Raw genomic sequence first — 22,823 nt, 5'->3', positions numbered from 1 at the left:
CTTCCTTATCCACGGATTTTATTTATCGACGCTTTAGTGTTTCCGAAGGCAACTCTGCGAACATTTTTCGGTAATCAGACGAAAAGCGTCCAAGGTGGGAAAAACCATAATCCAGCGCAATTTCAGTGACGTTACGTATGTCACTATTCATGATAATTTCTTTTCTTAAGTGTTTAAGCTTAGATTGCTTGATGAAGACTTTTGGAGTGATGTGGTAGTGCTTGGCGAATAGGTTGTAGACTTTTCTGATACTGATATGGGCCACATTTGCTAACTCTTCTACATCAATATCCTCTTTGATATTTTCTTCAATATGTTTGAGTAATGCATTGAAATTGCGATCGTTCAAGTCTGAGTCTAAGAGGGCAGGGGTATTATTGTCGAATTGTTGAAATAGCTTGCGAATAAGTAGGTCGCGATAAGGTAATTGCATTTGCAATAAATCGAGTTCAGCGTCATTTGCTTCGTGCAAAATAGCTCCCATCAAGCTAAGAAATCCCAAAGACTTATCTAATTCAATAACCTTCCTTTCAAATAAAATTCCAGAGCTTGAAATAACCCTGTTTTGCTCCAGACACAAATCTCTAATAAAGGCTTGTGGAACTTTGACAATGATTTTTTCACAATCTGCAGAATAGGAAATATCCATTTTTTCGTGTGGGTTCATCATCAAAGCTTGGCCTGGCTTTAGCAATAAAGACTCTTCTTCAAATTGCCAGCAACATTGACCATGAGTGACGACTTGAAAGTGGTAAATGTCATTTAAATCAGCACAGTGAATTTTAACTTCGTTACCATAATGGATTGAAGATAATCCTAATTCGGCAAAATCTCGATGTTTTAGCTGGGAGCAGAATTCGTCTGAATCCTTAACAGACTCAGACAGCAAAGTATGATGTCCAATGTGGCTGTTTATGTAATCTGATACTTCTAGCGGATGAGCCTGATTAAAAATAACGGCATTGCTTAGGGCATTAGTAAACATAGTTGACGACCATTTTTGTAATTATTATTAGTTTGTTTATATTAGGTGAACTTTGTAGAGCTAGCAACGCCTAATTTTTAGTCAATGTTTTTAGTTTCTTAACGAGTTATAAATGAGCATTTTGAGTCTATTTTTAACACTTTATTGGCGTGCACAGCAGCCGTAAAAGCTTATAGTAATGATCATTTATTAACTTAAGAGCGTTATCTTAACGCCCTTAAGTCGAAGCATGGATCACACAGAGCCGGTTACTGAGAACCGCTCACTGAGAGATAAAGTTTTTAAGTAGACTGGTGAGTTGATCTGGTGATTCCACCGATGGAACATGACCAATCTGATTGATAACTTCTAGCTTGTCGACTTGTAGCAACGAAGCGAGAGTTCCCATCAGTTCTGGCGTCGTTGCGACGTCTTTTTCACCACAGATTAATTGTATCGGTAGTGAACTTGGCCCCAATGTATCGGTGAGATCCATATTACCAAGCCAAGCACAGAGTGCGCCGTAGCTGAAGTCATCGACGTGGGCGAGCTGTTCTTGCCAGTAGCTTGCCAAAGCAGGTTTAGTTTGCACGCTGTGCTCACTAAACCAACGTAGTACTAAGGTTGCCGCTATACTCTTCAAACCCAGAGCCATAACGTCCTGTTGGCGGGTTAGCCACGCATCTTTGCTGCCAATTTTTGCCCCAGTATTGGTTAAGGTCGCACTCAATAAACGCTCAGGATATTGAGTTACTAATTGTTGACCAATCATGCCGCCAATGGATGTCCCCACATAGTGAAACTGCTTAATACCAAGTTCATCGCATTTTTCAATTAATGGATCAACCAAAGCATTCGCTGTTAATGGTGAAGAATTTGAATCAAGGGCAGCACTTAGTCCGTGTCCAGGAAGATCCCAGCGAATGACGCGAAACTGTTTCAATAAGTCTGGAACAATACCATCCCAAACTCGGCTGTTCATTCCCAAAGGATGACCAAGCACGATAGCGGGTTTGCTGCTATCGCCTTCAAGTGTAAAAAATAGGTTCTTCATTAAATGTCGCTCCGTTCGATTAGCATGGCAATGCCTTGTCCGACGCCAATACACATGGTGCAAATAGCGTAGCGTCCGCCTGTGCGTTTTAACTGCATAGCGGCGGATTGTAATAGACGAGCGCCTGACATACCTAATGGATGTCCAAGGGCAATCGCGCCGCCATTTGGGTTAATGCGTTCATCTTCTGGTGAAAGCCCCAATTCTTGTATACAGGCTAACCCTTGTACCGCAAAGGCTTCATTTAATTCGATCACATCCATGTCGGCGAGAGTAAGGCCGGTACGTTTTAGCAATTTTTGCACTGCGGGAACGGGTCCCATGCCCATCACTGTTGGTTCCACACCAGCGGTTGCCATACCAATAATTTTCGCTAAAGGTTCAAGCTTGTGGCTTTCGACCGCTGCTTTACTGGCAATCAACATTGCAGCGGCACCGTCGTTTATACCGGATGCATTGCCCGCCGTTACTGAGCCATTGTCTCTAAACGGTGCTCTCAGTTTTGCTAAATCTTCCAAAGTGGTATCAGGGCGTAAATGCTCGTCTTGATCGACGATAATTGGATTGCCACGTTTTGGCTTAATTGTAATAGGGGTTATCTCTTCAGCAAAGCGGCCTTCATCTTGTGCCGCTTTGGCTTTTTGTTGAGAACGCAAAGCGAATAAATCTTGTTGTTGGCGCGTTATTTTGTAGCGCTCAGCAATGTTTTCCGCCGTTTCTGGCATGGATTCAGTGCCATACAATGACTTTAAGACTGGATTAATAAAACGCCAGCCCATAGTGGTGTCTTCTAATGTTTGCTGTCTATCAAACGCTGCGCTTGGTTTGCCCATAACGAATGGAGCACGAGACATGGATTCAACGCCGCCAGCTAATATTAATTCAGCTTCACCGGCTTGAATGGCTCGAAATGCGGTACCGACCGCATCCATACCTGATCCGCATAAACGGTTCATCGTTGTGGCAGACACGCTATAGGGCATGCCAGAAAGTAGCGTAGCCATGCGCGCCACGTTACGATTGTCTTCACCTGATTGATTGGCACAACCAAAAATAGCATCGTCAATGGCCGCTGGATCAAGATCTGGTGCATCACTTAGCACCGCTTGAATGACTTGAGCTAACATGTCGTCTGGGCGAACGGCCGCAAGGGAGCCTGCATAACGGCCAACGGCTGAGCGTCTAGGGTGACAGATGTAAACAGTGCTCATATTGCCTCCTGAGCACTGTGTGCTTTTTCAGTTCGTGCTTTTAATTCGCGTAATACGTGCAGTTCTTTTTCACTTGGTACTGGGGTGGTCTCAAGAGAGTCGGCAAATTTAATTTCCCAGCCAGTCGCTTCAATGACGTCTTCTTTTGTTGTGCCAGGATGCAAGCTGGTGACAATCAGCTCTTTGGTCGCTGGGTCAGGTTTTAAAATACATAAATCCGTAATAACCACGCTTGGGCCACGACCGATATTTGGTAAATTATCTCTGCCTTTGCCATCACGGCCAAAACCAATAGTGGTGATGAAGTCCACGTCTTTTACAAAAGTACGTTTTGAGTGCTTAACCGTAATAAAAACTTCTTTGGCGTTAGTAGAAATTTCCGGCGCACCGCCACCACCCGGTAAACGGACTCTTGGATTTGCATAACTGTGAGCGCCGTTTTTTCCGCCTTCAGGATGATTAGCTGCAATAACCGTGGTATTCAAATTCGCAAAACGGTCGATCTGTGCTGTCCCTAAAAAGCCAACATCGATGTGGCCACCTTGTAGCCAATAACGGAACATTTCAGGTACAGATACGGTGGTGAGAGCGGATTCGCACAGTTCACCATCGCCAATGGACAAAGGCAACACTTCAGGTTTGGTTTGCAAGGTGCCGGATTCGTAGATCAAGGTAACATCAGGAGCATGAGTCAGACGCGCTACGTTAGCGGCTTCGCTAGGTAAACCAATCCCCACAAAGCAGGTCATATTATTAGTCAAGGCGCGTGCTGCTGTGATGGTCATCATTTCAGCAGAAGTATATTGAGTCGTATCGTTATGTGTTGTCATATTAAACATCTCCTTGGCCAAACACATGGGATTCTAACCATTGGTTGAAGCTGTCTCTGTCGCGACTGATGTTGTCCCATTGTTTGTAATAGTTGTTGTCTCGGTCGTAATAGCCAAGCGTATAAGAAGGTTTCGCGCCTTCTGGTGCAACTGCAATAGCGTCAATTGTCCATGCTGGTAAGACGCAAGCGTTTGGTGTGACTTCCAAGTTATCGACAATTTCTTCTACTGTGACAATGCTGCGTTTGGCTGACAGAACAACTTCTTTTTGAACGCCAATAATTCCTTCGATAAGCACATTTCCTGCGCGATCTGCTTTTTGGGCATGAATAATGCCCACATCAGGTTTAATGGCTGGAATGGCCGCTAACTGCTCGCCAGTAAAAGGGCAAATTATGGAGGCAATCTCTTTGTTGACGAGTGGCAACTCACTGCCCACGTAACCGCGAAAAACCGCCAATGGGAGACCAGCCGCACCAGCTTCATAAGCATTCGCCATAGCAGCATGGCTATGTTCAACCGTTTCTAGTGCGCAAGGGTAATTATTTTCTATGGCATCACGAACCCGATGAAGCGAGCCAACACCAGGGTTTCCGCCCCAAGAAAAAGTTAATTTTCGAACACAACCTGCGCCTACTAATTGGTCATAGATAAGATCTGGTGTCATACGAATTAGGGACAAATTACGTCGCTTTTGACGGATGATTTCGTGCCCTGCGGCGAAAGGGATTAGATGTGTAAAGCCTTCAAGTGCAATGGAGTCACCATCTTTTACATAAGTAGCGACAGCGTCTTTAAGTGTCATAAACTTCGTCATAATGTATCCTGTTCGTTATACGAATTTAAGTTTGCAATACGAACAAGATAGATCAATCTAGGATTAATGGTCAAGCCAAAATTTTGTATTTGTCTTTTTTATCTGGATTTAGATAAAAAATGCGATGAAAAGTCTCTTCCCTCTAGCTAGCCTGTAACGAATCATAAATAATGGCGAGGTTATTAATGGCAATGAGTAAACTGGGTATGAATGAGGAAAAGCTGTCACCGGATCATAGAGATTATGTAGGTGCATTGGCGTCAGGACTGGATGTCATAATGGCATTTGATCCACAGCATAAGGAAATGACGCTGTCTGAAGTGGCCGAGCAAACAGGAATGGACAGAGCAAAAGCTCGACGTTTTTTGTTAACCCTGCATGCGCTTGGATACATTAAGCGGGAAGGGCGACAGTTTACGTTAACACCTAAAGTATTGGCGCTCAGCTATGCCTATAATGCCAGTAATGATCATCTCAATGTGGTTGAGCATTATCTGCATGACATCACCGCACAGCTTGGTGAATCTTCGTCTCTTGCCGTGCTGGATCAACAAGACATCATGTATGTGGTTCGTTCGCCAGCAGCCCATCGTTTGATGTCGATAGCTTTAAGTGCTGGAACACGATTGCCTGCTGCTTATACTTCTATGGGTCGTATGCTGGTTGCTAAGTTGCCATCAGAAGAACAAAAAGAATGGCTCAAAAATGTTTCTCTTGAGGCGTTTACTCAGCTTAGTATTGTCGATAAGCCTGCTTTTGAGCAGATGCTTAAACAAGTTGCTGAACAGAATTTCTGCATAGTTGATCAGGAGCTAGATCTTGGTCTACGTTCGTTGGCTGTTCCAGCATTCACTTTTGATGGATCCTTGCTTGGGGCGATTAATCTCAGCACTAATGCATCGCGAGTAAGCCACCAAACTTTGATAGAAGAATACTTACCTGTGCTGCGGGAAGTAGCAGAACAAATTCGTTTGCACACCAAATAACCTTGGTATTCATTAATAGTTATAAACTGCTTTGATGATTCTCAACCAGATTTTTGAGGATCTTAACGGCCAGCGCTGTAATGGAATCCATAGGTTCTTTTCTACGACTAAAAATAACCGGACAGGTGATGGATTTATCCTGCAAAGGAATAAACACTACATCATCTCGTCCAAAATGCCTTACTTGTTCGGACACCAGAGCAAACCCCATTTCAGAAGCGACTAAGCCCAACGCCGTTTGTAAGTCATTTACTTGTTGAGTTACATTTGTTGTCATTCCTCGACTGGTAAACAATGAAGTGCAAATATCCGCGAAGGTAGGAGTAGCAGCTTGGCCTGCCGGATACAAGATCATCGGCATCTTCGCTAGTTCTTCCAGAGTCGGTTCACCTTTTTTAAGAAGCGGATGCCCGACATGTAATGCAACTAATAAGGGTTCTTGGAATAAGATAGTTTGTTCCACTTGTTCGTCGGGAATTGTTAAACGACCAAAACCAATATCAATTTTCCCTGTTTTTAATGCCTCGATTTGTTCGCCTGTTTTTAAATCGTGCAGCAAAATATTGGCGTTGGTTTGTTGGCGTAAATCCCTAACCAGCGATGGCAATTGACCATAAAATACCGAAGGCACAAACCCAATACTGAATACAGCTTTTTGCTCTTCAGCTATTCGGCGGGTATTTTCGATAACCATATCGGCTTTAGCCAGCATCTGCTTTGCTTGCTCCCAAAAATATTTTCCCGCAGGGGTCAGTGTTAATCCTCTAGAGTGACGATCGAAAAGTTGCGCACCAACATCTTCTTCCAGCTGCTTTATCTGTCTTGTTAATGGCGGTTGAGCAATAAAGAGCTTTTCAGCAGCACGGGTTAGGTTTTTCTCCTCGGCAACAGCGCAGAAATAACGTAGATGTCTTAACTCCATCATACCTCCAAGGTATTACTAACAACTTATTTGATATTGGTTCTCTGTATCTGCAGAGTTTAACGTAGAGCAACTAAAAATAATGGAACATACACTTCTAGCATAATCATTTGCATGAGGCAGTAAGCAACTTACGTCACATCATTTGATCCAGCAAATAATAATTATAAAAATAGGTTATTCGTAATGAAAAAATTATCTTCCTGTTTTACTACTCTAGCGCTGTGCTCTTCTTTATTCAGTGGTTTTCTTCATGCTTCTGAATGTGACCCTGGAGAGCGAGTTGTTAAATTTAGCCATGTTACTGGAGGCACAACACATCCTAAAGTCATTTTGATTAATGAGTTTGCCGCAAACGTCAATCGTGAAATGAATGGTCGATTGTGTGTTGAGGTGTATCCGAACTCTACTCTCTTTGGCGATTCAAAAGAGCTGGAAGCCTTGCTTTTAGGTGATGTTCAATTATTAGCGCCTTCTATTGCAAAGTTTGGTGCCTTTACAGATAAATACGCCGTATTTGATTTACCGTTTTTGTTCAAAGATCTCGACCAGATTATCCGCTTTACAAAAACGCCAGAAGCTAAAGATTTACTTCATGTTATGGAAGATTCCGCCGGTTTTGTTGGTTTAGGTTATTGGATGTCAGGTATGAAATACTTTACCGCGAACAAACCTTTGCTTGTGCCAAGTGATGCCAAAGGGTTAAAAATTCGTGTCCAATCGTCCACAATTGCAAAAGAAATGATCAGAGCTATGGGGGCTTCGCCACAAGTCATAGCATTCTCCGAAGTTTATGGTGCTTTGCAAACGGGCGTGGTCGATGGTCAGGAAAATACTTGGTCAAATATTTACACGCAAAAGTTTTACGAAGTACAAGACAGTGTTACCGAAACCAACCATCAAGTTCTCGCTTATTTGTTTGTCACTTCGAGCGATTTTTTAAACAGTCTGTCTGATGACGATCGCACACAATTTTTAGGTCTGGTGGACAGGGCAACGGAATCAGCCAACAAGCTAGTAAAAGAAAAAGATGCGGTGAATCGCGAGAATATCCTTCGTGCTGGTGGAAAAATAAATACTTTAACACCGGAACAACGAGCGGAATGGGTCAATACCATGGCTCCGATATGGAAAGAGTTTGAAGGTTCGATAGGTAAAGGTTTGATTGAAACCGCCGCGGGTGCTTGATGTATTCGTTGGCTGATTAAAAAAGCGCCCATTTTGAAGTGACCCCCAATGTTGTTTGTCCAACTATTGGGGGTCACTTCATTTTAAGGCGCTTTTTTTATCGCTAATGATAATTACATTAACATCATGAAGGTTATGGCATTGCCACATTTGATAGCAGTAATACCTAAAAAGTATTGCTAAGAACTAAATTGATATTTGTCCTCTGTTTAGAGTGGGTCTAGTGTAGGAAAAAACAATAAACGGACGCACCTTAGCATGACATCGAAAATTACCCATATTGAAACAATGCTTGTGGATATTCCCACGATTCGCCCTCATAAATTATCTATGACGTCTATGGCCGTGCAAACCATGGTGATTGTTCGTATCAAAGATGATCAAGGTCGTGAAGGCTTAGGCGAGGGCACGACTATTGGCGGTTTGGCCTATGGTCCTGAAAGCCCAGAAAGCATTAAAATGAACATTGATACCTACCTTGCCCCTTTGCTTATCGGTCAGCCGCTTCATAGCATAAAGCTGCTTGTTCAACGTTTAAGCATGTCCGTACGAGGCAATATGATTGCCAAATCGGCCTTACAAACTGCGTTGTTGGATTTACAAGGCAAACATCTAGGCGTTCCTGTCTCCACCTTGTTGGGTGGTGCTATTCACCAACATATTCCATGTCTATGGGTATTGGCCTCTGGCGATACAGATAAAGACATTGCTGAAGCAAAAGCACTGATCGCTAGCGGTCGTCACTGCGACTTCAAACTTAAAATTGGTTCTCGACATGTTAATGACGATGTTGCTCATGTGGCGGCTATCAAAGCAGCATTGGGCAATAGTGCGAGTGTGCGAGTTGACGTAAACCAAGCGTGGGATGAGGCAACGGCTACAAAAGGCATGGCCGCACTTCAAGAAGCAGGTGTGGATTTAGTTGAGCAACCAACCCCAGCAAAAGAATGGGATGCTTTAGTTCGACTGTCGCAAAAATTTACTATTCCTATCCTAGCGGATGAAGGTGTCGCTGATGCTTCAGACGTTTTCCAGCTTGCTCAACGTGGTTTTAATGGCGGTATCGCTTTGAAAATTGCCAAAGCAGGTGGACCGATTGAGGCGCTTTATGCCGCTACCGTTTCCTCTGCATCTGGTATGGGGTTATATGGTGGTACTTTATTAGAAGGTTCCATTGGCACCGCGGCGTCTATTCATGCTTGGTCAACTTTACCTAAATTGCATTGGGGCAGTGAAATGTTTGGTCCTCTTCTTTTGCAAGATGACATTATCAAACAGCCGCTTCGTTACCATGATAACGGCGTGGATGTTCCACAGTTACCAGGGTTAGGAATCGAAATTGACGAGATAAAGCTTGCGCTTTATCGACGTAAATAACACAGCACCAACGTAAACAATAACGAGGAAATGAACATGCTTTTTAAAGTTGAAATGACGGTGAATATTCCTAAAGACCTTCCGGTTGCAGAGGCAGATGCAATCAAATTGAAGGAAAAAAACTATTCACAAGAATTACAAAAAGCTGGTATTTGGGTGCACTTGTGGCGTGTCGTGGGACAGTATTCTAATGTGAGTATCTTTGACGTAAAAGATAATGCTCACTTGCATGAAATCCTTACTGGCTTGCCTTTATACCCATTTATGACGATGGAAGTGACAGCCTTATGTCAGCATCCATCGTCTATTAAATAGCTCTAACTTTTTAAATAAAAATAAATTTAATAAAAGTGCTGTTATGGCACACAAAAGCGGAGAGATTAAAATGACTGTTAAAACAATTCAAACAGAAGCAGTACAAACGTTATTGAAAAAAGTGGCTGGCTTGGACAAAGAACAAGGCAACCCACGTATGAAGGAAATCATTTTTCGTTTAGTGTCAGACATCTACAAGATGATTGAAGATCTAGATATTACACCAGATGAATTTTGGCAGGGTGTGAACTATCTAAATGACCTTGGTACGACGAAAGAAGCCGTTTTGCTTGCACCAGGTTTAGGTTTTGATCACTTCTTAGATATTCGTGAAGATGCGAAAGATGAAGCAGCAGGTCTAGCAGGTGGTACACCACGTACTATTGAAGGCCCTCTATATGTAGAGAATGCACCAATTTCTGAGGGTGAAACGCGCATGGATGATGGTCAATCTCCAGGCCAAGGCATGTGGCTTCACGGTAAAGTAGTGGATGAAGATGGCAAACCTGTAGCGGGTGCTGTTGTTGACCTTTGGCATGCAGACTCTAAAGGTGGTTACTCTTATTTTGACCCAACACAAAGTGAATTCAATCTACGTCGCAGAGTGATCACGGATGCAGACGGTTGCTACCGTGCTCGTAGTATCGTGCCAAACGGCTACGGCGTTCCACCAGAAGGTAATACCATTAAAGTACTTCAGAGCCTTGGCCGTCACGGTAACCGTCCAGCTCATATTCATTACTTTGTATCTAAACCAGGCTACAAGCATCTAACAACACAGATTAACTTGGCGGGTGATGCATACACTTACGATGACTTCGCTTTTGCCACTCGTAATGAATTGGTTGTTGACGCAACACCAAAGAGTGACAATGCACACGGCTTTGACAGCGAATATTTGGACGTTGAATTCAATGTTGAAATCCTTAAAACGGACAAAGCAGAATTAGCAGATAAGCATACTCGTGCACGTGCGTCAGTTGCTTAACACTAATTAGCTGTTAACGAAAATCCCTTGTTGAGATCAATAATCAACAAGGGATTTTTAATTTAAACAATTAAACCAATTCGGCTAGATAGTTTTTCCACTCTTTAGTTTTGCCATAATAATTACTGTGTGGTAAACGCGTTAAACGATCATCTTTTTCTAAGATAAAAGTAGGATAGCCGCTAACTTGCAATTGTCCCATGAGATCATGGCTTTCTTGCACTTGGCTTAGCATTTTTGCTTCAGAGTCAGCCATTTTTTCGCTCCATGTGGTTTTGTCTAATCCCATAGAAACAGCTAGATCCGCTAAAACATTCAACTCATCTAAATGCTTACCATCTTGGTAATGTGCTTTTTGAATCGCTGCTAGCATCTTGTGTGCTTCGATCCCCATGTCTTGACCAACAAGAAAGGCGCGAGTTGTGGAATACGAATCCACGATAAAATCGCCAGCGCCAGCAACTCTCGCTTTATAAGCATCACCAAAGTGTGCTTTCGTCATAGCGGCTATTTGACTGTCAGCTTGCAAAATATGTTGCCTAAAAGACGGATCAATTGCTCGTTTCGGAATCATGCCACCAGGGTGATAAGTGATTTCAAACTCAGGCACTTCTGCCAGTATTTCGACTAAGGCTGTTGCGCCATAGCACCAACCACACATTGGATCGAAGAAGTAATGAACTTTTACCATTTCATTTCACCTTTATGTACTTTCGCAGCGATGTTTAGGTTCAACGCACCTTGAGCATCTGGATATTTTGCTGACATTGTCTTAATCAATTCAGCGCTGTCCTTGCTGTTTTTCTTCGCCTTTTGGAAGTCTGTGATGTAGTTAAGAGAGAAGGTAATGTTATCTGCAGTCAACTCGGTACCTTGAGTCATGTGACCAGGAACAACTGTTGTCGGTTTAAGCGCAAGCATTTCTTGCAACTGTGCTTTCCAAGCAGCTTGAGTCTCATCAGATTGTGCATCTGCCATCCATAAATGCATATTTCCGAATACCGCTACGTTACCCAAAATGGCTTTGTTTGCAGGAATCCAAAGGTAAGGACAGCTTGCCAAAACACCTTCAGTACCACGAATCTCAATAGTCTGACCATCAACAGTCAAAGTAGACTGAGTGTAAGCCGTAGGAACGATAGGATTAACTGGTGCGTTTGCACCCATTTGAGGTCCCCAAAAAGCTAATTTACCCGCCAGTTTTTGTTCAATTGCAGCTTTTACCGCAGGAGTCGTAATGATATCTGCTTTAGGGAAAATAGTGTGCAGAGTCTCGGCACCGAAGTAATAATCAGGGTCCGCTTGGCTAATGAAAATAGTTTTTAGTTCTTTATTGGCATCCAATACTTTGGCGGCAATGCGCAGTGCATCGGCTTTAGTAAAACCTGCATCAACAACCATGGCTTCGGTTTCGCCATAAACCAAAGTAGAGGTAACACCAAAGCTGCCAGGCGCTGCATTATATATATCTAGAGTTAATGGTTTAGTGTCTGCAGCAAAAGCAGAATGAGCGATAAGTGCAAAAGCCGCCAATGTAATCAATTTTTTCATGATTCTCTCCAAAGAGTGATTGTGTAATTCATGTGGCCATAATAGAGAATTGACGTGCTCGGAAAAATACACAAAAATGAGCATGATTGTTTCTTATATCGTGCAAGTGGGTGAGTAGAATTATGGACAGAGTGATAGCAGCAAAAGTTTTTATCGATGTTGCCCAATCGCGGAGCTTTTCTCGCACCGCAGATCGTTTGAATATGTCACGACCAATGGTGACGCGGTATATAGAAGCGATGGAGGATTGGTTAAAGATTCGTTTGTTGCATCGCACAACACGAAAAATATCACTGACTAGCGCTGGTGAAGCCTGCTTAAAAGACGTCGAGCTTTGGTTGGAGCAAGCCGATAATTTTATATCCTTGGTGAATACCAGCGAGGAGTTGTCAGGCTTGGTGAGAATAACGTCCAGCATGTCGTTTGGTTTTTCTCAACTGATGCCTGCCATTCAAGATTTCATGGATCAACATCCTAAAGTTCATATCGATATTGATTTAGAAGACAGCACCGCAGATTTAACCGAAAAAAGCATCGACCTTGCCATACGAATCGCCTCTAATCCAGATCCTTCTTTAATCGGTAAACCCATTGCTGTTTGTGAATCTGTTTTAGTTGCGTCTCCGGCTTACCTTGAAAAATCTCGCCAAACGATAGGTGACATTCAGCATCCACAAGACTTAATAAACCACGATTGCTTGGGTTACAAAAACTTAGAACGTCATATCTGGCATCTATCCCAGCATGACCAATTTGAATCTGTTTCTTTGGATTGTCGTTTAAGCATCAATGAAGCAACGGCACTTTTGCATGCTACATTGAATGGAATGGGTGTTTGTCTTCAGCCTACTTATTTAGCGAATCGCTATATTAACGACGGCAGCCTTTGCCATGTCCTGCCGGAATGGAAACCCAAAGACCTGATTATCTACGCGCTTTATTCGTCTCGAAAGCATTTATCACCCAATGTTCGCGCTTTAATCGATCATCTAGACAGCTACTTTGCTAAGCATCCTTGGTGATAATAAAAGTAACGATTCGAATAGAGTTTTCGTTCAGCCTATTTCCTAAAGTGTTCCGCCAACGCTTGCCATTGATCTTCTGATTGAGCAGCGAGCATTTCGCCGTCTAGCATGGTTGGGCTGTATTCTTGACCGTCTAGTGTTCGGCAGATACCGCCAGCTTGGGTGTGAACCAGTACGCCAGCGGCGTGATCCCAAGGAAGCATTTTGTAAGTCAAACTGAAGTTAAAGTGACCTAGGGCGATTTGTCGATAAGCTGGGCAAGAGGGTAGGTTGTTGATGCGTACAAAGCGAGAGCCTTTTAGTGCGAAGTCTTGTTTTCTCTGACCGGTATAAGAGTTAACCGACATGATGCCAGCGAGTTTATCTAGATCTGGTTCTGCAGTGATGTGCAAGGCCAGTGGCGCTTGAGCGGGAGTTTGATTCTTGCCTTTTTCATTCATGGCGGTGCGTTGGAAAAATGCGCCTTCGCCTAGGTTGGCATAAATCCAGTCGTCGTTGACGGGATCATAAAGCAAGCCAAAACGCGTTACGCCTTTCACTACCACGGCAAGTATGATGCCGAAATCTGATAAGCCATGTGCGTAGTTCCATGTGCCATCGATTGGGTCGATGATTACGCAAGTATCTGCTGTACCAATTTTATCAATAGTCGATGGATCTTCGGCTACCGCTTCTTCGCCGACGATTTCCCAATTAGGAAACGCTTGCTGAATTTCATCGGTAATGAAGGCTTCGCTGGCTTTGTCGGCAATGGTGACAAGGTCCGTTAGACTGCTTTTGGTTTCTACGTCTGTGGCACTAAGTTGGCGAAAGCTTGGCATGACGATCTCTTGGCCTGCTCTACGGACGATGCTGATCAGTCTTTCTTGAGTTGGTTTATTGAGGTTCATACGCTGCCATTCCTTATATCTGCTTTACATAATACAGAATTATATCTGATGAGGATGATGGTTTGTTGATCAGTAAGAAAGGATTTTAGCTTTAAGGTGATCTGTATTGACAAGACTAAAATAAAAGGTCAGGATAAAGATCCTTTTATGAATAAATATTCATCCTGTAATGTTTGCCTACTAATAGGCGAAAAAGTATAGGCTAATTCGGGTTAGTTTTTTTTGTCTATCCTGAATAAATATTCATAACTGAAAATAAATTCAAATAAATATTCATTAGGAGGATGTATGAATCCTTTCCAGCTTGGCATTGAAGAGCTTGAAAATAAGTCTCGAGCGATTAGAAGAAAAATAATAAGGCTCAATGCTGATAGTCCAGCAGGTGGTCATACTGGTGCGGATCTTTCGCAGGTGGAAATTATCACTGCGTTGTATTTTCGTATATTGAATTGCGCTCCTGATCGGTTGGCAGATGATACGCGAGATATTTATATCCAATCCAAAGGCCATGCTGTCGGTGGTTATTACTGTTGTTTGGCTGAGGCGGGTTATTTTCCTGAAGCATGGCTGCCGACGTATCAATATAACGACTCTCATTTGCCTGGTCATCCTGTGCGTCAGAAAACACCAGGAGTGGAGTTAAATACTGGCGCTTTAGGTCATGGTTTGCCTGTTGCTGTTGGATTGGCTTTGGCGGCGAAACGTGATGCTAGCCCGAGAAAGGTGTATGTATTAACGGGAGATGGTGAGTTAGCCGAAGGCAGTAACTGGGAAGCCGCGTTAGTAGCTGCCCATTATAAGCTGGATAACCTTATTGTAATTAATGATAAAAATAAACTGCAGTTGGCAGGTTCAACCGAATCTATTATGAAAACCGACCCGCTAGATAAAAAATGGCAGGCGTTTGGTTTTACTGTCACTCAATGTGATGGCAATAATGTTGCTTCCGTGGTGGAGACATTGGAAGGCCTTAAAGCTGAAGGTAAACCCAATGTGGTGATTGCCAATACTACGAAAGGCGCTGGGGTTTCTTTTATTGCTGGCCGTCCTGAGTGGCATCATAGAGTGCCAAAAGGTGAAGAAGTAGAACTTGCATTGAAGGAGCTAAGCGATGTCTAACAGTGAACATTTTGCCAATATCATGGTGCAGTGCTTTATAGAAGCGGTAAACAACGGCGTAGATCTTGTACCTGTTGTTGCTGATTCAACTTCCACTGCCAAAATAAAACCTTTTGTGGAGGCGTTTCCTGATCGTCTGGTGAATGTGGGAATTGCAGAGCAAGCGATGGTTGGTACAGCGGCAGGTTTAGCGCTCGCGGGGAAGGTCGCTGTGACATGTAACGCCGCGCCTTTTTTAATTTCACGGTCTAATGAACAAGTCAAAGTCGATATTTGTTACAACAATACCAATGTGAAGTTATTTGGTCTTAACTCTGGCGCAAGCTATGGGCCATTGGCCAGTACGCATCATTCTATTGATGACATTAGCGTCATGCGTGGGTTTGGCAATATTAAGATTTTTGCACCGGGTTGTCCTATTGAATGCAAGCAAATCATTGAATACGCCATTGCTGAAAAAGGCCCTGTGTATATTCGAATGGACGGCAAAGCTTTGCCAGAATTGCATGATGAACATTATCGGTTTATTGCAGGGGAGCCATCTTTACTTCGTAGCGGTAAAGACGTGGTTATCTGTGCGTTAGGGTCTGTGGTTCACGAAGCTGTCGCTGCATCGGACGCATTGAAAGAGCAAGGAATAGAAGCTTCCGTGGTCAATGTGTCCTCTATTCGTCCTCTTAATAAAAGTACTTTGGGTCAGATGCTTGGCGGGACGAAACACATTATTAGTATGGAAGAGCACAATATTAATGGTGGGCTGGGAAGTGTGATTGCAGAAATCATGGCAGAGCAGGGCATTGTAGCTAAGTTGGTACGTCTTGGTGTCGGCGATGGTGCTTATGCGGCCGCAGGAGATCGTCCCTATACTCGTAAAATGCTTTCTATCGATAGCATGGGTATTGTTGCTGTTTGCCAACAATTGGTTAGTGAAAAATAGTGCAAAGCGAGACATCGAATGCGTAATGTAATTTTAGCGATAGATGAAGGTACGACAAATGTGAAGTCGCTGCTTTTGAATAAGCGCGGAGCGGTTATTGGTAAAGGTTCTGTTGCTTTGTCGATTAGTCATCCGTCAGCGGGTCTAGTGGAACAAGACCCTATTGAGATCATTGAAAAAATGAAAGCCTCTATTGCCTTGGCAGTGAACTCTGTTGCCGATGAAGTGGTGATTGAGGCGGTGGCGATCAGTAATCAGCGAGAATCTGTTGTGCTTTGGGAAAGAAGTAGCGGTAAGCCTTTAACTCAAGTTATGAGCTGGCAATGCCGTCGTTCTGAATCGCTTTGCGAAGTACTGCGAAAGGACGACGTTTTTAGTCAATATGTTCAGCAGGCAACTGGCTTGATCCTCGATCCTATGTTTCCTGCTACGAAAGTGTCCATGGCTCTTCAGCAGATCCCAGATGGTCATGGCCGAGCTGAGAGAGGAGAAATTTGCATAGGCACAATGAATTCTTGGATGGTTTGGAATATGACCGCCAATAATGTGTTTGTGACGGATGCGTCTAATGCTTCTCGAACACAGCTTTATAATATTGAGAAGCAAGTTTGGGACGAGACTATTTTAGAACGTTTAGGCATTGCAGCGGCGGCTTTGCCTGTCGTTGTGCCTTCTTCCCATGTGGTGGGTTTGACTCATGAATTTGGTGTGCTTTCGCATGGTATTCCGATTGCGTCGCAAATTGGCGATTCTCACGCTGCTTTATACGGTCATGGCGGCTATCAAACCGGAGTGGTTAAGGCAACTTATGGGACAGGCAGTTCAGTAATGGCGGCGATGCCGACACTGCCTAAGATACGGAATGAAATCAGTACGACCATTGCTTGGGATGATTCGGCATTGTTTTATGGTTTAGAAGGCAATATTACCCATACGGGATCGGCAATCGATTGGGCTCGACGTATGTTGGGTGTTGAAGATATGGAGACGATGTGTCAGTTGGCCGCGCAAGCTGATGTCGATCATTCGGTATTTTTTGTGCCGGCTTTGTCAGGGCTTGGCGCTCCTTATTGGGATTTGGAGGCGACAGGTGTGTTTTGTGGCTTGAAAAGTGCGACTGAGCGAGCGGATATTGCTCGCGCTACGTTTGAATCGGTGCTTTTTCAAGTGGCGGATGTGTTTAATCTTATAGCGGAAGAGCTGCCAGAAAAGATTGAATATTTGTCTGTAGATGGTGGTCCGACGCTCAACGATTGGTTGATGCAAGCTCAAGCGGACTTGTTGGGCGTTACTATTCGTCGGGGGGAAGTAGCGGAAGTCTCTGCTGTAGGAGCAGGGTATCTTGCCGGGTTGGCCATTGGTTGGTGGAAGAACGAGGAAGAACTCACCCACTTAGAAAGTCGCAGTCATTTATTTACGCCTAGAAAAGACAAATATGACTACTGGCAAAATCGCTATCAGGGTTGGGCATTGGCGGTTAAGAAATCTAGATTGTCGGCTTAATACTTTGTTAGATGAAAAGCATTAAATATGAATCATTGATGTAATGGCTGATCCGTCATATCTATTTGATTTTATTAATTTTTTATTTTCATCTTTGTCTTTTTTAAATAAATAATGCTTCAATTTAATTTATTTCATTGGTGATGTAGACATCTACTGAGGTGTTTATTACACTATAATTGCATAAATAACTAAGTTTGAATAAATATTCAAGAAGGGTAATAATATGAATAAGAAAATCCTTATCTCTGCTTTGTTTGGTTTATCTGTTGCCTTCTCTGGGGTTGCCTCAGCAAGTGGGTTGATCGCTATCATCACGCCTTCTCATGATAATCCGTTCTTTAAATCTGAAGCGATGGGCGCTAAAGCCAAAGCGGAAGCGTTAGGTTATACGACGCTTGTTGTGTCCCATGATGATGACGCTAATAAGCAAGACCAGTTAATTTCGACGGCGATAGCAAGAAAAGCAAAAGCTATTATCCTTGATAATGCTGGAGCTGACGTCACTATTGGCGCGCTTGAAAAAGCCAAAGCGGCTGGTGTGCCAGCGTTTCTTATTGACCGAGAAATCAATAAAACGGGCGTTGCTGTTTCGCAGATTGTTTCGAACAATTATCAAGGTGCGCAGTTAGGTGCTGAGAAATTTGTTGAGCTAATGGGCGCGGAAGGCTCCTATGTTGAATTATTGGGTCGTGAGTCTGACACCAATGCCCGAGTTCGCTCTCAGGGTTATCATGATGTGATTGATGACTACACTGGCCTTAAAATGGTGGCTCAGCAAACGGCAAACTGGAGTCAAACAGAAGCGTTCACTCGTATGGAGTCAATTCTACAAGCACATCCTGATATTAAAGGGGTAATTTCAGGGAACGATACTATGGCATTGGGTGCCGAAGCTGCTTTAAAAGCCGCTGGCCGCAGTGATGTTATTGTTGTTGGCTTTGATGGAAGCGACTACGTTCGTGACTCTATTTTGGCGGGGGCGAACATAAAAGCCACTGTATTGCAGCCAGCTTGGGAACAAGCTCAAATGGCGGTTGTTCAAGCAGATAAATACATTAAAACAGGTTCTACAGGCTTAGAAGAGAAGCAGCTTATGGATTGTGTGCTAATCGACGAGTCTAATGCTAATCAATTAGATACTTTTGCATTGAAGTAATGACCACTCGGAAATAAAGCCAAGTTTTGGCTTTATTTCCTCTTCGTTTGGAAATTATAAGTGCCAAAGGATGTAGAAAATGTTTAAAAATGCTGTATTTAAAATATTATTTTTGAGCGCTATGACTATTAGTTTAGCGGGTTGTCACGTTGTTGATTTAGATGAAAATGGTAAACCTATTATTCCTATGTCTGCTGCCGAGGCTGGGTTGCTCAAAAACATGACGCCGGAGGCAATATCTGAAAAGCTTTGGCCTTTAGTTAAGAAAGATGCACGAGATAATGCTGTCGAGTTATCAAGCATTAAAAAAGATACCAGTTTAGTGTCTTTTGTAAGATTTCAGGGGGTTGTTAGCCGTTTAGATGAGTCAGTTATTAAAAAATCTCTGATCATAAAAAGTGGTGATTACGACATTGAGCTACAAATAGGCTCTATTATTAAAGGCAATTCCATTCGGGATTCTGCTTCTATTATTTCTTTTGATAAATTTAAAAACCAAATTCAATTTGCTCAATTATCGAAAGCCTTAAATAAAAAGTCTATCAGCCAAGTTATTCAACCTGATGCAAGTTGGGCTGGAAAAACAGTCAATGTGCTTGCTGCTGTGACGATTAACAACAATAAGATTACTTATGCTGTTCCTTTAGAGATTAAAGAGGGGGGGTTGTAATGTCGGTAGTTGATGAAATCGCTGATGAGAATGTCATCTTAAAAGCAGAAAATATTTCCATGATATTTCCTGGTACCAAAGCGTTAGACCAGGTCACTTATAAGGTCTATAAAGGCGCCGTAAATGTCATTATTGGTGAAAATGGCGCTGGCAAGTCGACTCTGATGAAAATTATTTCTGGTGTTCAGCAACCTTCAGAAGGGCAACTCTATTTGAAAGGAGAGGCCATCAATATTACTAGCCCTAGATTTGCTGCACAGCATGGTATTGGCATGGTTCATCAAGAATTAAATTTGTCTGAGAACCTTTCTGTTGCTGAAAATCTTTTCTTGGGGCGCGAAAAACAAACAGGTCTGTCGCCGATAGATACCAAGAGTCAAAATCAGACCGCCAAAGAGGTCATGGCACGATTAAAACAAGACATTGATCCGAATGAATTGGTGGGCAATTTAAAAGTGGGTCAAAAGCAGTTAGTCGAAATTGCCAAATCTCTGATTACCAATGTTGATATTTTGATATTAGATGAGCCTACTTCTGCGTTAAGTAAAAAAGAAGTGAAGATTTTATTTGATGTCATTAATGATCTGACCAGTCAGGGCGTGTCGATTGTCTATATTTCTCATCGCTTAGAAGAGCTGATGGAAATAGGTCAATACATCACTATTTTGAGAGACGGTAAATTTCAGTCTTCCGCTTTGGTTAACGAGATTGATGTGGCGTGGATTGTACGGGAAATGTTGGGTAGCGATCCTGTGAGTAACTTCTTAAAGCCCGGTCGAACTTTTGGTGATGTGGTGCTAGAAGCAAAAGGCATTACTCAGATTAATGACGCTGAATCTCGTTTGGTTGATGAGGTTTCATTTTCATTAAGAGCAGGTGAGATTGTTGGTATTTATGGCTTGATGGGAGCCGGAAGAACCGAGTTGTTTGAGTGTCTAGTTGGTAAAGCAGATTACTCCGGCATTTTTTCTTTGAACAATCAAAATATCAATGCAAAAACACCCACCTCAGAACGGATAAAAATGGGGATTGGTTTGGTTCCTGAAGATCGAAAACAGTCTGGTATTTTTCCTATTAGTTCGGTTTCAAATAACTTGTCTATGTCCAGTTTATGGAAGCGATTAAAGCGTTTCGCGATTAATGAGCTAGAAGAAAGAAAATCAGTCAGCTATGCCATTAGAGAGCTTTCTATCAAGGTGTCATCTCCTATGGTTGAGATACAAGCATTGAGTGGTGGCAATCAACAAAAGGTTGTTATTGGCCGATCTTTGCTAACAGAACCCACTGTGCTTTTACTAGATGAACCAACGCGGGGCATTGATGTTGGCGCAAAGGGCGATGTATTTGAAATGATGGTGAAGCTGTCAGAGCAAGGGATCGGTATTTTATTTTCCACTTCGGATCTAAAAGAAATTATGGCGGTTTCTGATCGCATACTGGTTATGTCCAACGGGAAAATAACCGCAAATGTATTGAGAGATGAAGCAGATGAATCAAGTTTGGTTTTTGCCAGTGCCCAAGGATTTTAAAAATGAATAATAAAAGTACTTTTTACGACACCAGTAATATTGCGTTACTTATTTTAAAGATGCGAACCTTTATTGCGCTGTTTATAATTTTAGGCTTTTTCTCTTTAACCGTAGATGGTTTTTTAGCGCCTACTAGCTTAATTATTATGATTAAGCATATTTCGATTAATGCTTTTCTCGCCTTAGGAATTACTTTTGTCATTATTACGGCTGGGATCGATTTATCGATTGGTGCGACATTAGGTTTTTGCGGAATGGTTGCTGGTTATCTTATTTCTAACGGTTTAATTATCGAACCATTAGGTATTGCTATTTTTCCTAGTGTTTGGGTTGTCGTACCTATTGTGATTGTTATTGGTGGGCTAATAGGCGCATTGAATGGACTGATTATTACTCGATATAAAGTCGCGCCATTTATTTGTACTTTAGGGACTATGTATATTATCCGCGGGGCGGCGATGTTGCTTTCTGGTGGTGAAACCTTCCCTGGGCTTCAGGGTAATCCTGAATTGGGTAATACAGGATTTGATGCTATTGGTGCGGGGTATCTTCTTGGTCTGCCTATCGCAATTTGGTTGATGTTTATTATGGCCGCCATCATCGCATATATTGCTAAAAAATTGCCTTTTGGCCGTCATGTGTATGCGATTGGTGATAACGAACGTGCTGCTGAACTGTCGGGCATAAAAGTGAATAATGTTAAAATTTGGGTGTATACCATTGCTGGTTTGTGTGCTGCTGTTGCTGGTATTGTGGTGACTTCTCAGTTGGTTGCTAGTCATCCAGCGACAGGGACGGCGTTTGAAATGAACGCTATTGCGGCCGTTGTATTGGGCGGTACGTCTCTGGCGGGTGGCCGCGGCACCATAATGGGAACGTTAATAGGGGCCTTTGTTATTGGTATATTGGCTGATGGTTTGGTCATGATGGGCGTCAGTGAATTTTGGCAGATGGTCATAAAAGGGCTTGTGATTATTATCGCTGTCATCATTGATCAAATGCAGAATAAATTGCAATACAAAGCGGCCATTAGCTCTCAAAAATTAGCATCTTAATTTATTGGTTAAGACATTAGTAAAATGATTTTAAAAATTTAAACATAGAGGTTTATTAAATGAAAATAATAAAGCAAGAAGCAACCGCCTAAATTTGTTATCACTTTAGAGTGTCCTTTGGAGAATAAAAATGAAACTAATAAAAGACAAAAAGATTTTAGTTGCTGCTGATTGGGCTGGTTTTCCGCTTAAAGAAGTTATCGTTAAGTATTTGGAAAGCAAAGGTTGGGAAGTGACAGATATTGGTGTGAAAGACCCTGATGATCCAGATGTGGAAATGTTTCATCGCATTGGTTTACGCGCAGGCTCAAAGATTACTGAAAAAGAGTTCGAACGTGCGATTATTTTCTGTGGAACTGGTATGGGTGTTCATTTGGCCGCGGCTAAGTGTCCAGGTGTTCGTTGTGGCGTAGTAGAAAGTGTTCCTGCTGCTCGTCGTTGCGTGATTGGTAACGATGTTAACGTGTTGTCTCTGGGAGCTTGGTATGTCGCGCCAGAAATGGGTAAGGCAGCCGTTGATGCGTTCTTGAACACAAAATTTGGTGATGACCATGAATGGTGGCCAGACTTTTATGAATATCATAAAATTGCTGTGGATGAGATGGAAGCATTTGATTACGACGAATACAAAGCTAATAATTTTGAGGTGCACAAATTAGGTGACTTGACCCTAAGTCTAGTGGAAAGACCTGAAGGACGGTAAGAGCGTATTCGTATTGATAACCCCAGCGTT

Annotated in this window: 23 protein-coding genes; 14 read left to right on the top strand and 9 right to left on the bottom strand. The window is 42.7% G+C overall.

The genetic code is table 11. The annotated features are described in order from the left end of the window. Positions 1 to 22: 22 nt before the first annotated feature. The 5 genes from TY87_RS14000 to TY87_RS13980 form a co-directional block, all read right to left on the bottom strand. Positions 23 to 985: an AraC family transcriptional regulator gene (locus TY87_RS14000; RefSeq protein WP_072838221.1), complete on the bottom strand. Its 963-nt coding sequence runs from the start codon at positions 983 to 985 to the stop codon at positions 23 to 25. 262 nt (positions 986 to 1,247) lie between these two features. Then, positions 1,248 to 2,018 carry an alpha/beta fold hydrolase gene (locus TY87_RS13995; protein WP_100187539.1) on the bottom strand — a complete coding sequence of 257 codons (771 nt, stop codon included), beginning with the start codon at positions 2,016 to 2,018 and terminating at the stop codon, positions 1,248 to 1,250. Then, a complete protein-coding gene (gene pcaF, locus TY87_RS13990; protein ID WP_100187538.1) occupies positions 2,018 to 3,229 on the bottom strand; it encodes a 3-oxoadipyl-CoA thiolase in 1,212 nt (403 codons plus the stop codon). Before pcaF ends, TY87_RS13995 begins: the two co-directional genes overlap by 1 nt. Next, a complete protein-coding gene (locus TY87_RS13985; protein ID WP_072838218.1) occupies positions 3,226 to 4,059 on the bottom strand; it encodes a CoA-transferase subunit beta in 834 nt (277 codons plus the stop codon). Before TY87_RS13985 ends, pcaF begins: the two co-directional genes overlap by 4 nt. Position 4,060: 1 nt before the next feature. Next, positions 4,061 to 4,876 (bottom strand): CoA transferase subunit A, encoded by an 816-nt coding sequence (locus TY87_RS13980; protein ID WP_100187537.1) that lies wholly within the window; start codon positions 4,874 to 4,876, stop codon positions 4,061 to 4,063. Between the two features lie 185 nt (positions 4,877 to 5,061). Between TY87_RS13980 and TY87_RS13975 the strand changes: the two genes are divergently transcribed. Beyond that, complete coding sequence (locus tag TY87_RS13975; RefSeq protein ID WP_100187536.1) at positions 5,062 to 5,862, top strand: IclR family transcriptional regulator domain-containing protein; 801 nt, start codon at positions 5,062 to 5,064, stop codon at positions 5,860 to 5,862. Between the two features lie 19 nt (positions 5,863 to 5,881). Here TY87_RS13975 and TY87_RS13970 read toward each other — a convergent pair whose 3' ends face one another. After that, on the bottom strand, positions 5,882 to 6,784 hold the full coding sequence (locus tag TY87_RS13970) for a LysR family transcriptional regulator (RefSeq protein ID WP_100187535.1): 903 nt from the start codon (positions 6,782 to 6,784) through the stop codon (positions 5,882 to 5,884). 186 nt (positions 6,785 to 6,970) lie between these two features. Between TY87_RS13970 and TY87_RS13965 the strand changes: the two genes are divergently transcribed. From TY87_RS13965 to catA, 4 genes are all read left to right on the top strand, one after another. Beyond that, on the top strand, positions 6,971 to 7,972 hold the full coding sequence (locus tag TY87_RS13965; protein ID WP_100187534.1) for a DctP family TRAP transporter solute-binding subunit: 1,002 nt from the start codon (positions 6,971 to 6,973) through the stop codon (positions 7,970 to 7,972). A gap of 258 nt (positions 7,973 to 8,230) precedes the next feature. After that, complete coding sequence (locus TY87_RS13960) at positions 8,231 to 9,349, top strand: muconate/chloromuconate family cycloisomerase (protein ID WP_100187533.1); 1,119 nt, start codon at positions 8,231 to 8,233, stop codon at positions 9,347 to 9,349. A 36-nt stretch (positions 9,350 to 9,385) separates the two neighbouring features. After that, complete coding sequence (catC, locus tag TY87_RS13955; protein ID WP_012070723.1) at positions 9,386 to 9,664, top strand: muconolactone Delta-isomerase; 279 nt, start codon at positions 9,386 to 9,388, stop codon at positions 9,662 to 9,664. 70 nt (positions 9,665 to 9,734) lie between these two features. Then, complete coding sequence (gene catA, locus TY87_RS13950) at positions 9,735 to 10,652, top strand: catechol 1,2-dioxygenase (protein WP_100187570.1); 918 nt, start codon at positions 9,735 to 9,737, stop codon at positions 10,650 to 10,652. Between the two features lie 70 nt (positions 10,653 to 10,722). Here catA and TY87_RS13945 read toward each other — a convergent pair whose 3' ends face one another. Then, positions 10,723 to 11,343, bottom strand: coding sequence for a DsbA family protein (locus TY87_RS13945; protein ID WP_100187532.1), 621 nt, complete (start codon positions 11,341 to 11,343; stop codon positions 10,723 to 10,725). Next, on the bottom strand, positions 11,337 to 12,203 hold the full coding sequence (locus TY87_RS13940; RefSeq protein WP_100187531.1) for an MBL fold metallo-hydrolase: 867 nt from the start codon (positions 12,201 to 12,203) through the stop codon (positions 11,337 to 11,339). Before TY87_RS13940 ends, TY87_RS13945 begins: the two co-directional genes overlap by 7 nt. 122 nt (positions 12,204 to 12,325) lie before the next feature. On the opposite strand from TY87_RS13940, the gene TY87_RS13935 reads away from it, so the two are divergent. Further along, on the top strand, positions 12,326 to 13,225 hold the full coding sequence (locus TY87_RS13935) for a LysR family transcriptional regulator (RefSeq protein WP_100187530.1): 900 nt from the start codon (positions 12,326 to 12,328) through the stop codon (positions 13,223 to 13,225). A 38-nt stretch (positions 13,226 to 13,263) separates the two neighbouring features. Here TY87_RS13935 and TY87_RS13930 read toward each other — a convergent pair whose 3' ends face one another. Further along, complete coding sequence (locus TY87_RS13930; protein ID WP_100187529.1) at positions 13,264 to 14,118, bottom strand: inositol monophosphatase family protein; 855 nt, start codon at positions 14,116 to 14,118, stop codon at positions 13,264 to 13,266. 288 nt (positions 14,119 to 14,406) lie between these two features. On the opposite strand from TY87_RS13930, the gene TY87_RS13925 reads away from it, so the two are divergent. From TY87_RS13925 to TY87_RS13890, 8 genes are all read left to right on the top strand, one after another. Further along, the gene (locus tag TY87_RS13925) at positions 14,407 to 15,237 is read left to right on the top strand and encodes a transketolase (protein ID WP_100187528.1); all 831 of its coding nucleotides are present in this window, start codon (positions 14,407 to 14,409) and stop codon (positions 15,235 to 15,237) included. Then, on the top strand, positions 15,230 to 16,174 hold the full coding sequence (locus TY87_RS13920; RefSeq protein ID WP_100187527.1) for a transketolase family protein: 945 nt from the start codon (positions 15,230 to 15,232) through the stop codon (positions 16,172 to 16,174). The genes TY87_RS13925 and TY87_RS13920 overlap by 8 nt, the downstream gene beginning before the upstream one ends. Before the next feature lie 18 nt (positions 16,175 to 16,192). Further along, complete coding sequence (locus TY87_RS13915; protein ID WP_100187526.1) at positions 16,193 to 17,677, top strand: FGGY family carbohydrate kinase; 1,485 nt, start codon at positions 16,193 to 16,195, stop codon at positions 17,675 to 17,677. A 226-nt stretch (positions 17,678 to 17,903) separates the two neighbouring features. After that, positions 17,904 to 18,836, top strand: a complete 933-nt coding sequence (locus TY87_RS13910; protein WP_100187525.1) for a D-ribose ABC transporter substrate-binding protein — start codon at positions 17,904 to 17,906, stop codon at positions 18,834 to 18,836. 79 nt (positions 18,837 to 18,915) lie between these two features. Then, a complete protein-coding gene (locus tag TY87_RS13905; protein WP_100187524.1) occupies positions 18,916 to 19,506 on the top strand; it encodes a DUF2291 family protein in 591 nt (196 codons plus the stop codon). Beyond that, complete coding sequence (locus TY87_RS13900; RefSeq protein WP_100187523.1) at positions 19,506 to 21,035, top strand: sugar ABC transporter ATP-binding protein; 1,530 nt, start codon at positions 19,506 to 19,508, stop codon at positions 21,033 to 21,035. The genes TY87_RS13905 and TY87_RS13900 overlap by 1 nt, the downstream gene beginning before the upstream one ends. Before the next feature lie 2 nt (positions 21,036 to 21,037). Next, entirely contained in the window at positions 21,038 to 22,090 is a 1,053-nt protein-coding gene (locus TY87_RS13895) for an ABC transporter permease (protein ID WP_100187522.1), read from the top strand. A gap of 130 nt (positions 22,091 to 22,220) precedes the next feature. After that, complete coding sequence (locus TY87_RS13890) at positions 22,221 to 22,793, top strand: RpiB/LacA/LacB family sugar-phosphate isomerase (protein WP_100187521.1); 573 nt, start codon at positions 22,221 to 22,223, stop codon at positions 22,791 to 22,793. The last annotated feature ends 30 nt before the right edge of the window (positions 22,794 to 22,823 follow it).

Source organism: Marinomonas sp. BSi20584 (assembly GCF_002792415.1).
Classification (GTDB): Bacteria; Pseudomonadota; Gammaproteobacteria; order Pseudomonadales; family Marinomonadaceae; genus Marinomonas; species Marinomonas polaris.
The sequence above is the reverse complement of the archived record's forward strand: the minus strand, read 5'-3'. Positions and strand labels throughout refer to the sequence as shown.

What these genes read in the sequence shown, in the direction of transcription:
- TY87_RS13980 (WP_100187537.1), bottom strand. Translation starts at nt 4,876, where the DNA reads ATGACGAAGTTTATGACACTTAAAGACGCTGTCGCTACTTATGTAAAA.
- TY87_RS13935 (WP_100187530.1), top strand. Translation starts at nt 12,326, where the DNA reads ATGGACAGAGTGATAGCAGCAAAAGTTTTTATCGATGTTGCCCAATCG.
- TY87_RS13895 (WP_100187522.1), top strand. Translation starts at nt 21,038, where the DNA reads ATGAATAATAAAAGTACTTTTTACGACACCAGTAATATTGCGTTACTT.
- TY87_RS13925 (WP_100187528.1), top strand. Translation starts at nt 14,407, where the DNA reads ATGAATCCTTTCCAGCTTGGCATTGAAGAGCTTGAAAATAAGTCTCGA.
- catC (WP_012070723.1), top strand. Translation starts at nt 9,386, where the DNA reads ATGCTTTTTAAAGTTGAAATGACGGTGAATATTCCTAAAGACCTTCCG.
- catA (WP_100187570.1), top strand. Translation starts at nt 9,735, where the DNA reads ATGACTGTTAAAACAATTCAAACAGAAGCAGTACAAACGTTATTGAAA.
- TY87_RS13930 (WP_100187529.1), bottom strand. Translation starts at nt 14,118, where the DNA reads ATGAACCTCAATAAACCAACTCAAGAAAGACTGATCAGCATCGTCCGT.
- TY87_RS13985 (WP_072838218.1), bottom strand. Translation starts at nt 4,059, where the DNA reads ATGACAACACATAACGATACGACTCAATATACTTCTGCTGAAATGATG.
- TY87_RS13970 (WP_100187535.1), bottom strand. Translation starts at nt 6,784, where the DNA reads ATGGAGTTAAGACATCTACGTTATTTCTGCGCTGTTGCCGAGGAGAAA.
- TY87_RS13940 (WP_100187531.1), bottom strand. Translation starts at nt 12,203, where the DNA reads ATGAAAAAATTGATTACATTGGCGGCTTTTGCACTTATCGCTCATTCT.
- TY87_RS13910 (WP_100187525.1), top strand. Translation starts at nt 17,904, where the DNA reads ATGAATAAGAAAATCCTTATCTCTGCTTTGTTTGGTTTATCTGTTGCC.
- TY87_RS13915 (WP_100187526.1), top strand. Translation starts at nt 16,193, where the DNA reads ATGCGTAATGTAATTTTAGCGATAGATGAAGGTACGACAAATGTGAAG.
- TY87_RS13945 (WP_100187532.1), bottom strand. Translation starts at nt 11,343, where the DNA reads ATGGTAAAAGTTCATTACTTCTTCGATCCAATGTGTGGTTGGTGCTAT.
- TY87_RS13890 (WP_100187521.1), top strand. Translation starts at nt 22,221, where the DNA reads ATGAAACTAATAAAAGACAAAAAGATTTTAGTTGCTGCTGATTGGGCT.
- TY87_RS14000 (WP_072838221.1), bottom strand. Translation starts at nt 985, where the DNA reads ATGTTTACTAATGCCCTAAGCAATGCCGTTATTTTTAATCAGGCTCAT.
- TY87_RS13960 (WP_100187533.1), top strand. Translation starts at nt 8,231, where the DNA reads ATGACATCGAAAATTACCCATATTGAAACAATGCTTGTGGATATTCCC.
- TY87_RS13965 (WP_100187534.1), top strand. Translation starts at nt 6,971, where the DNA reads ATGAAAAAATTATCTTCCTGTTTTACTACTCTAGCGCTGTGCTCTTCT.
- TY87_RS13905 (WP_100187524.1), top strand. Translation starts at nt 18,916, where the DNA reads ATGTTTAAAAATGCTGTATTTAAAATATTATTTTTGAGCGCTATGACT.
- TY87_RS13975 (WP_100187536.1), top strand. Translation starts at nt 5,062, where the DNA reads ATGGCAATGAGTAAACTGGGTATGAATGAGGAAAAGCTGTCACCGGAT.
- pcaF (WP_100187538.1), bottom strand. Translation starts at nt 3,229, where the DNA reads ATGAGCACTGTTTACATCTGTCACCCTAGACGCTCAGCCGTTGGCCGT.
- TY87_RS13900 (WP_100187523.1), top strand. Translation starts at nt 19,506, where the DNA reads ATGTCGGTAGTTGATGAAATCGCTGATGAGAATGTCATCTTAAAAGCA.
- TY87_RS13995 (WP_100187539.1), bottom strand. Translation starts at nt 2,018, where the DNA reads ATGAAGAACCTATTTTTTACACTTGAAGGCGATAGCAGCAAACCCGCT.
- TY87_RS13920 (WP_100187527.1), top strand. Translation starts at nt 15,230, where the DNA reads ATGTCTAACAGTGAACATTTTGCCAATATCATGGTGCAGTGCTTTATA.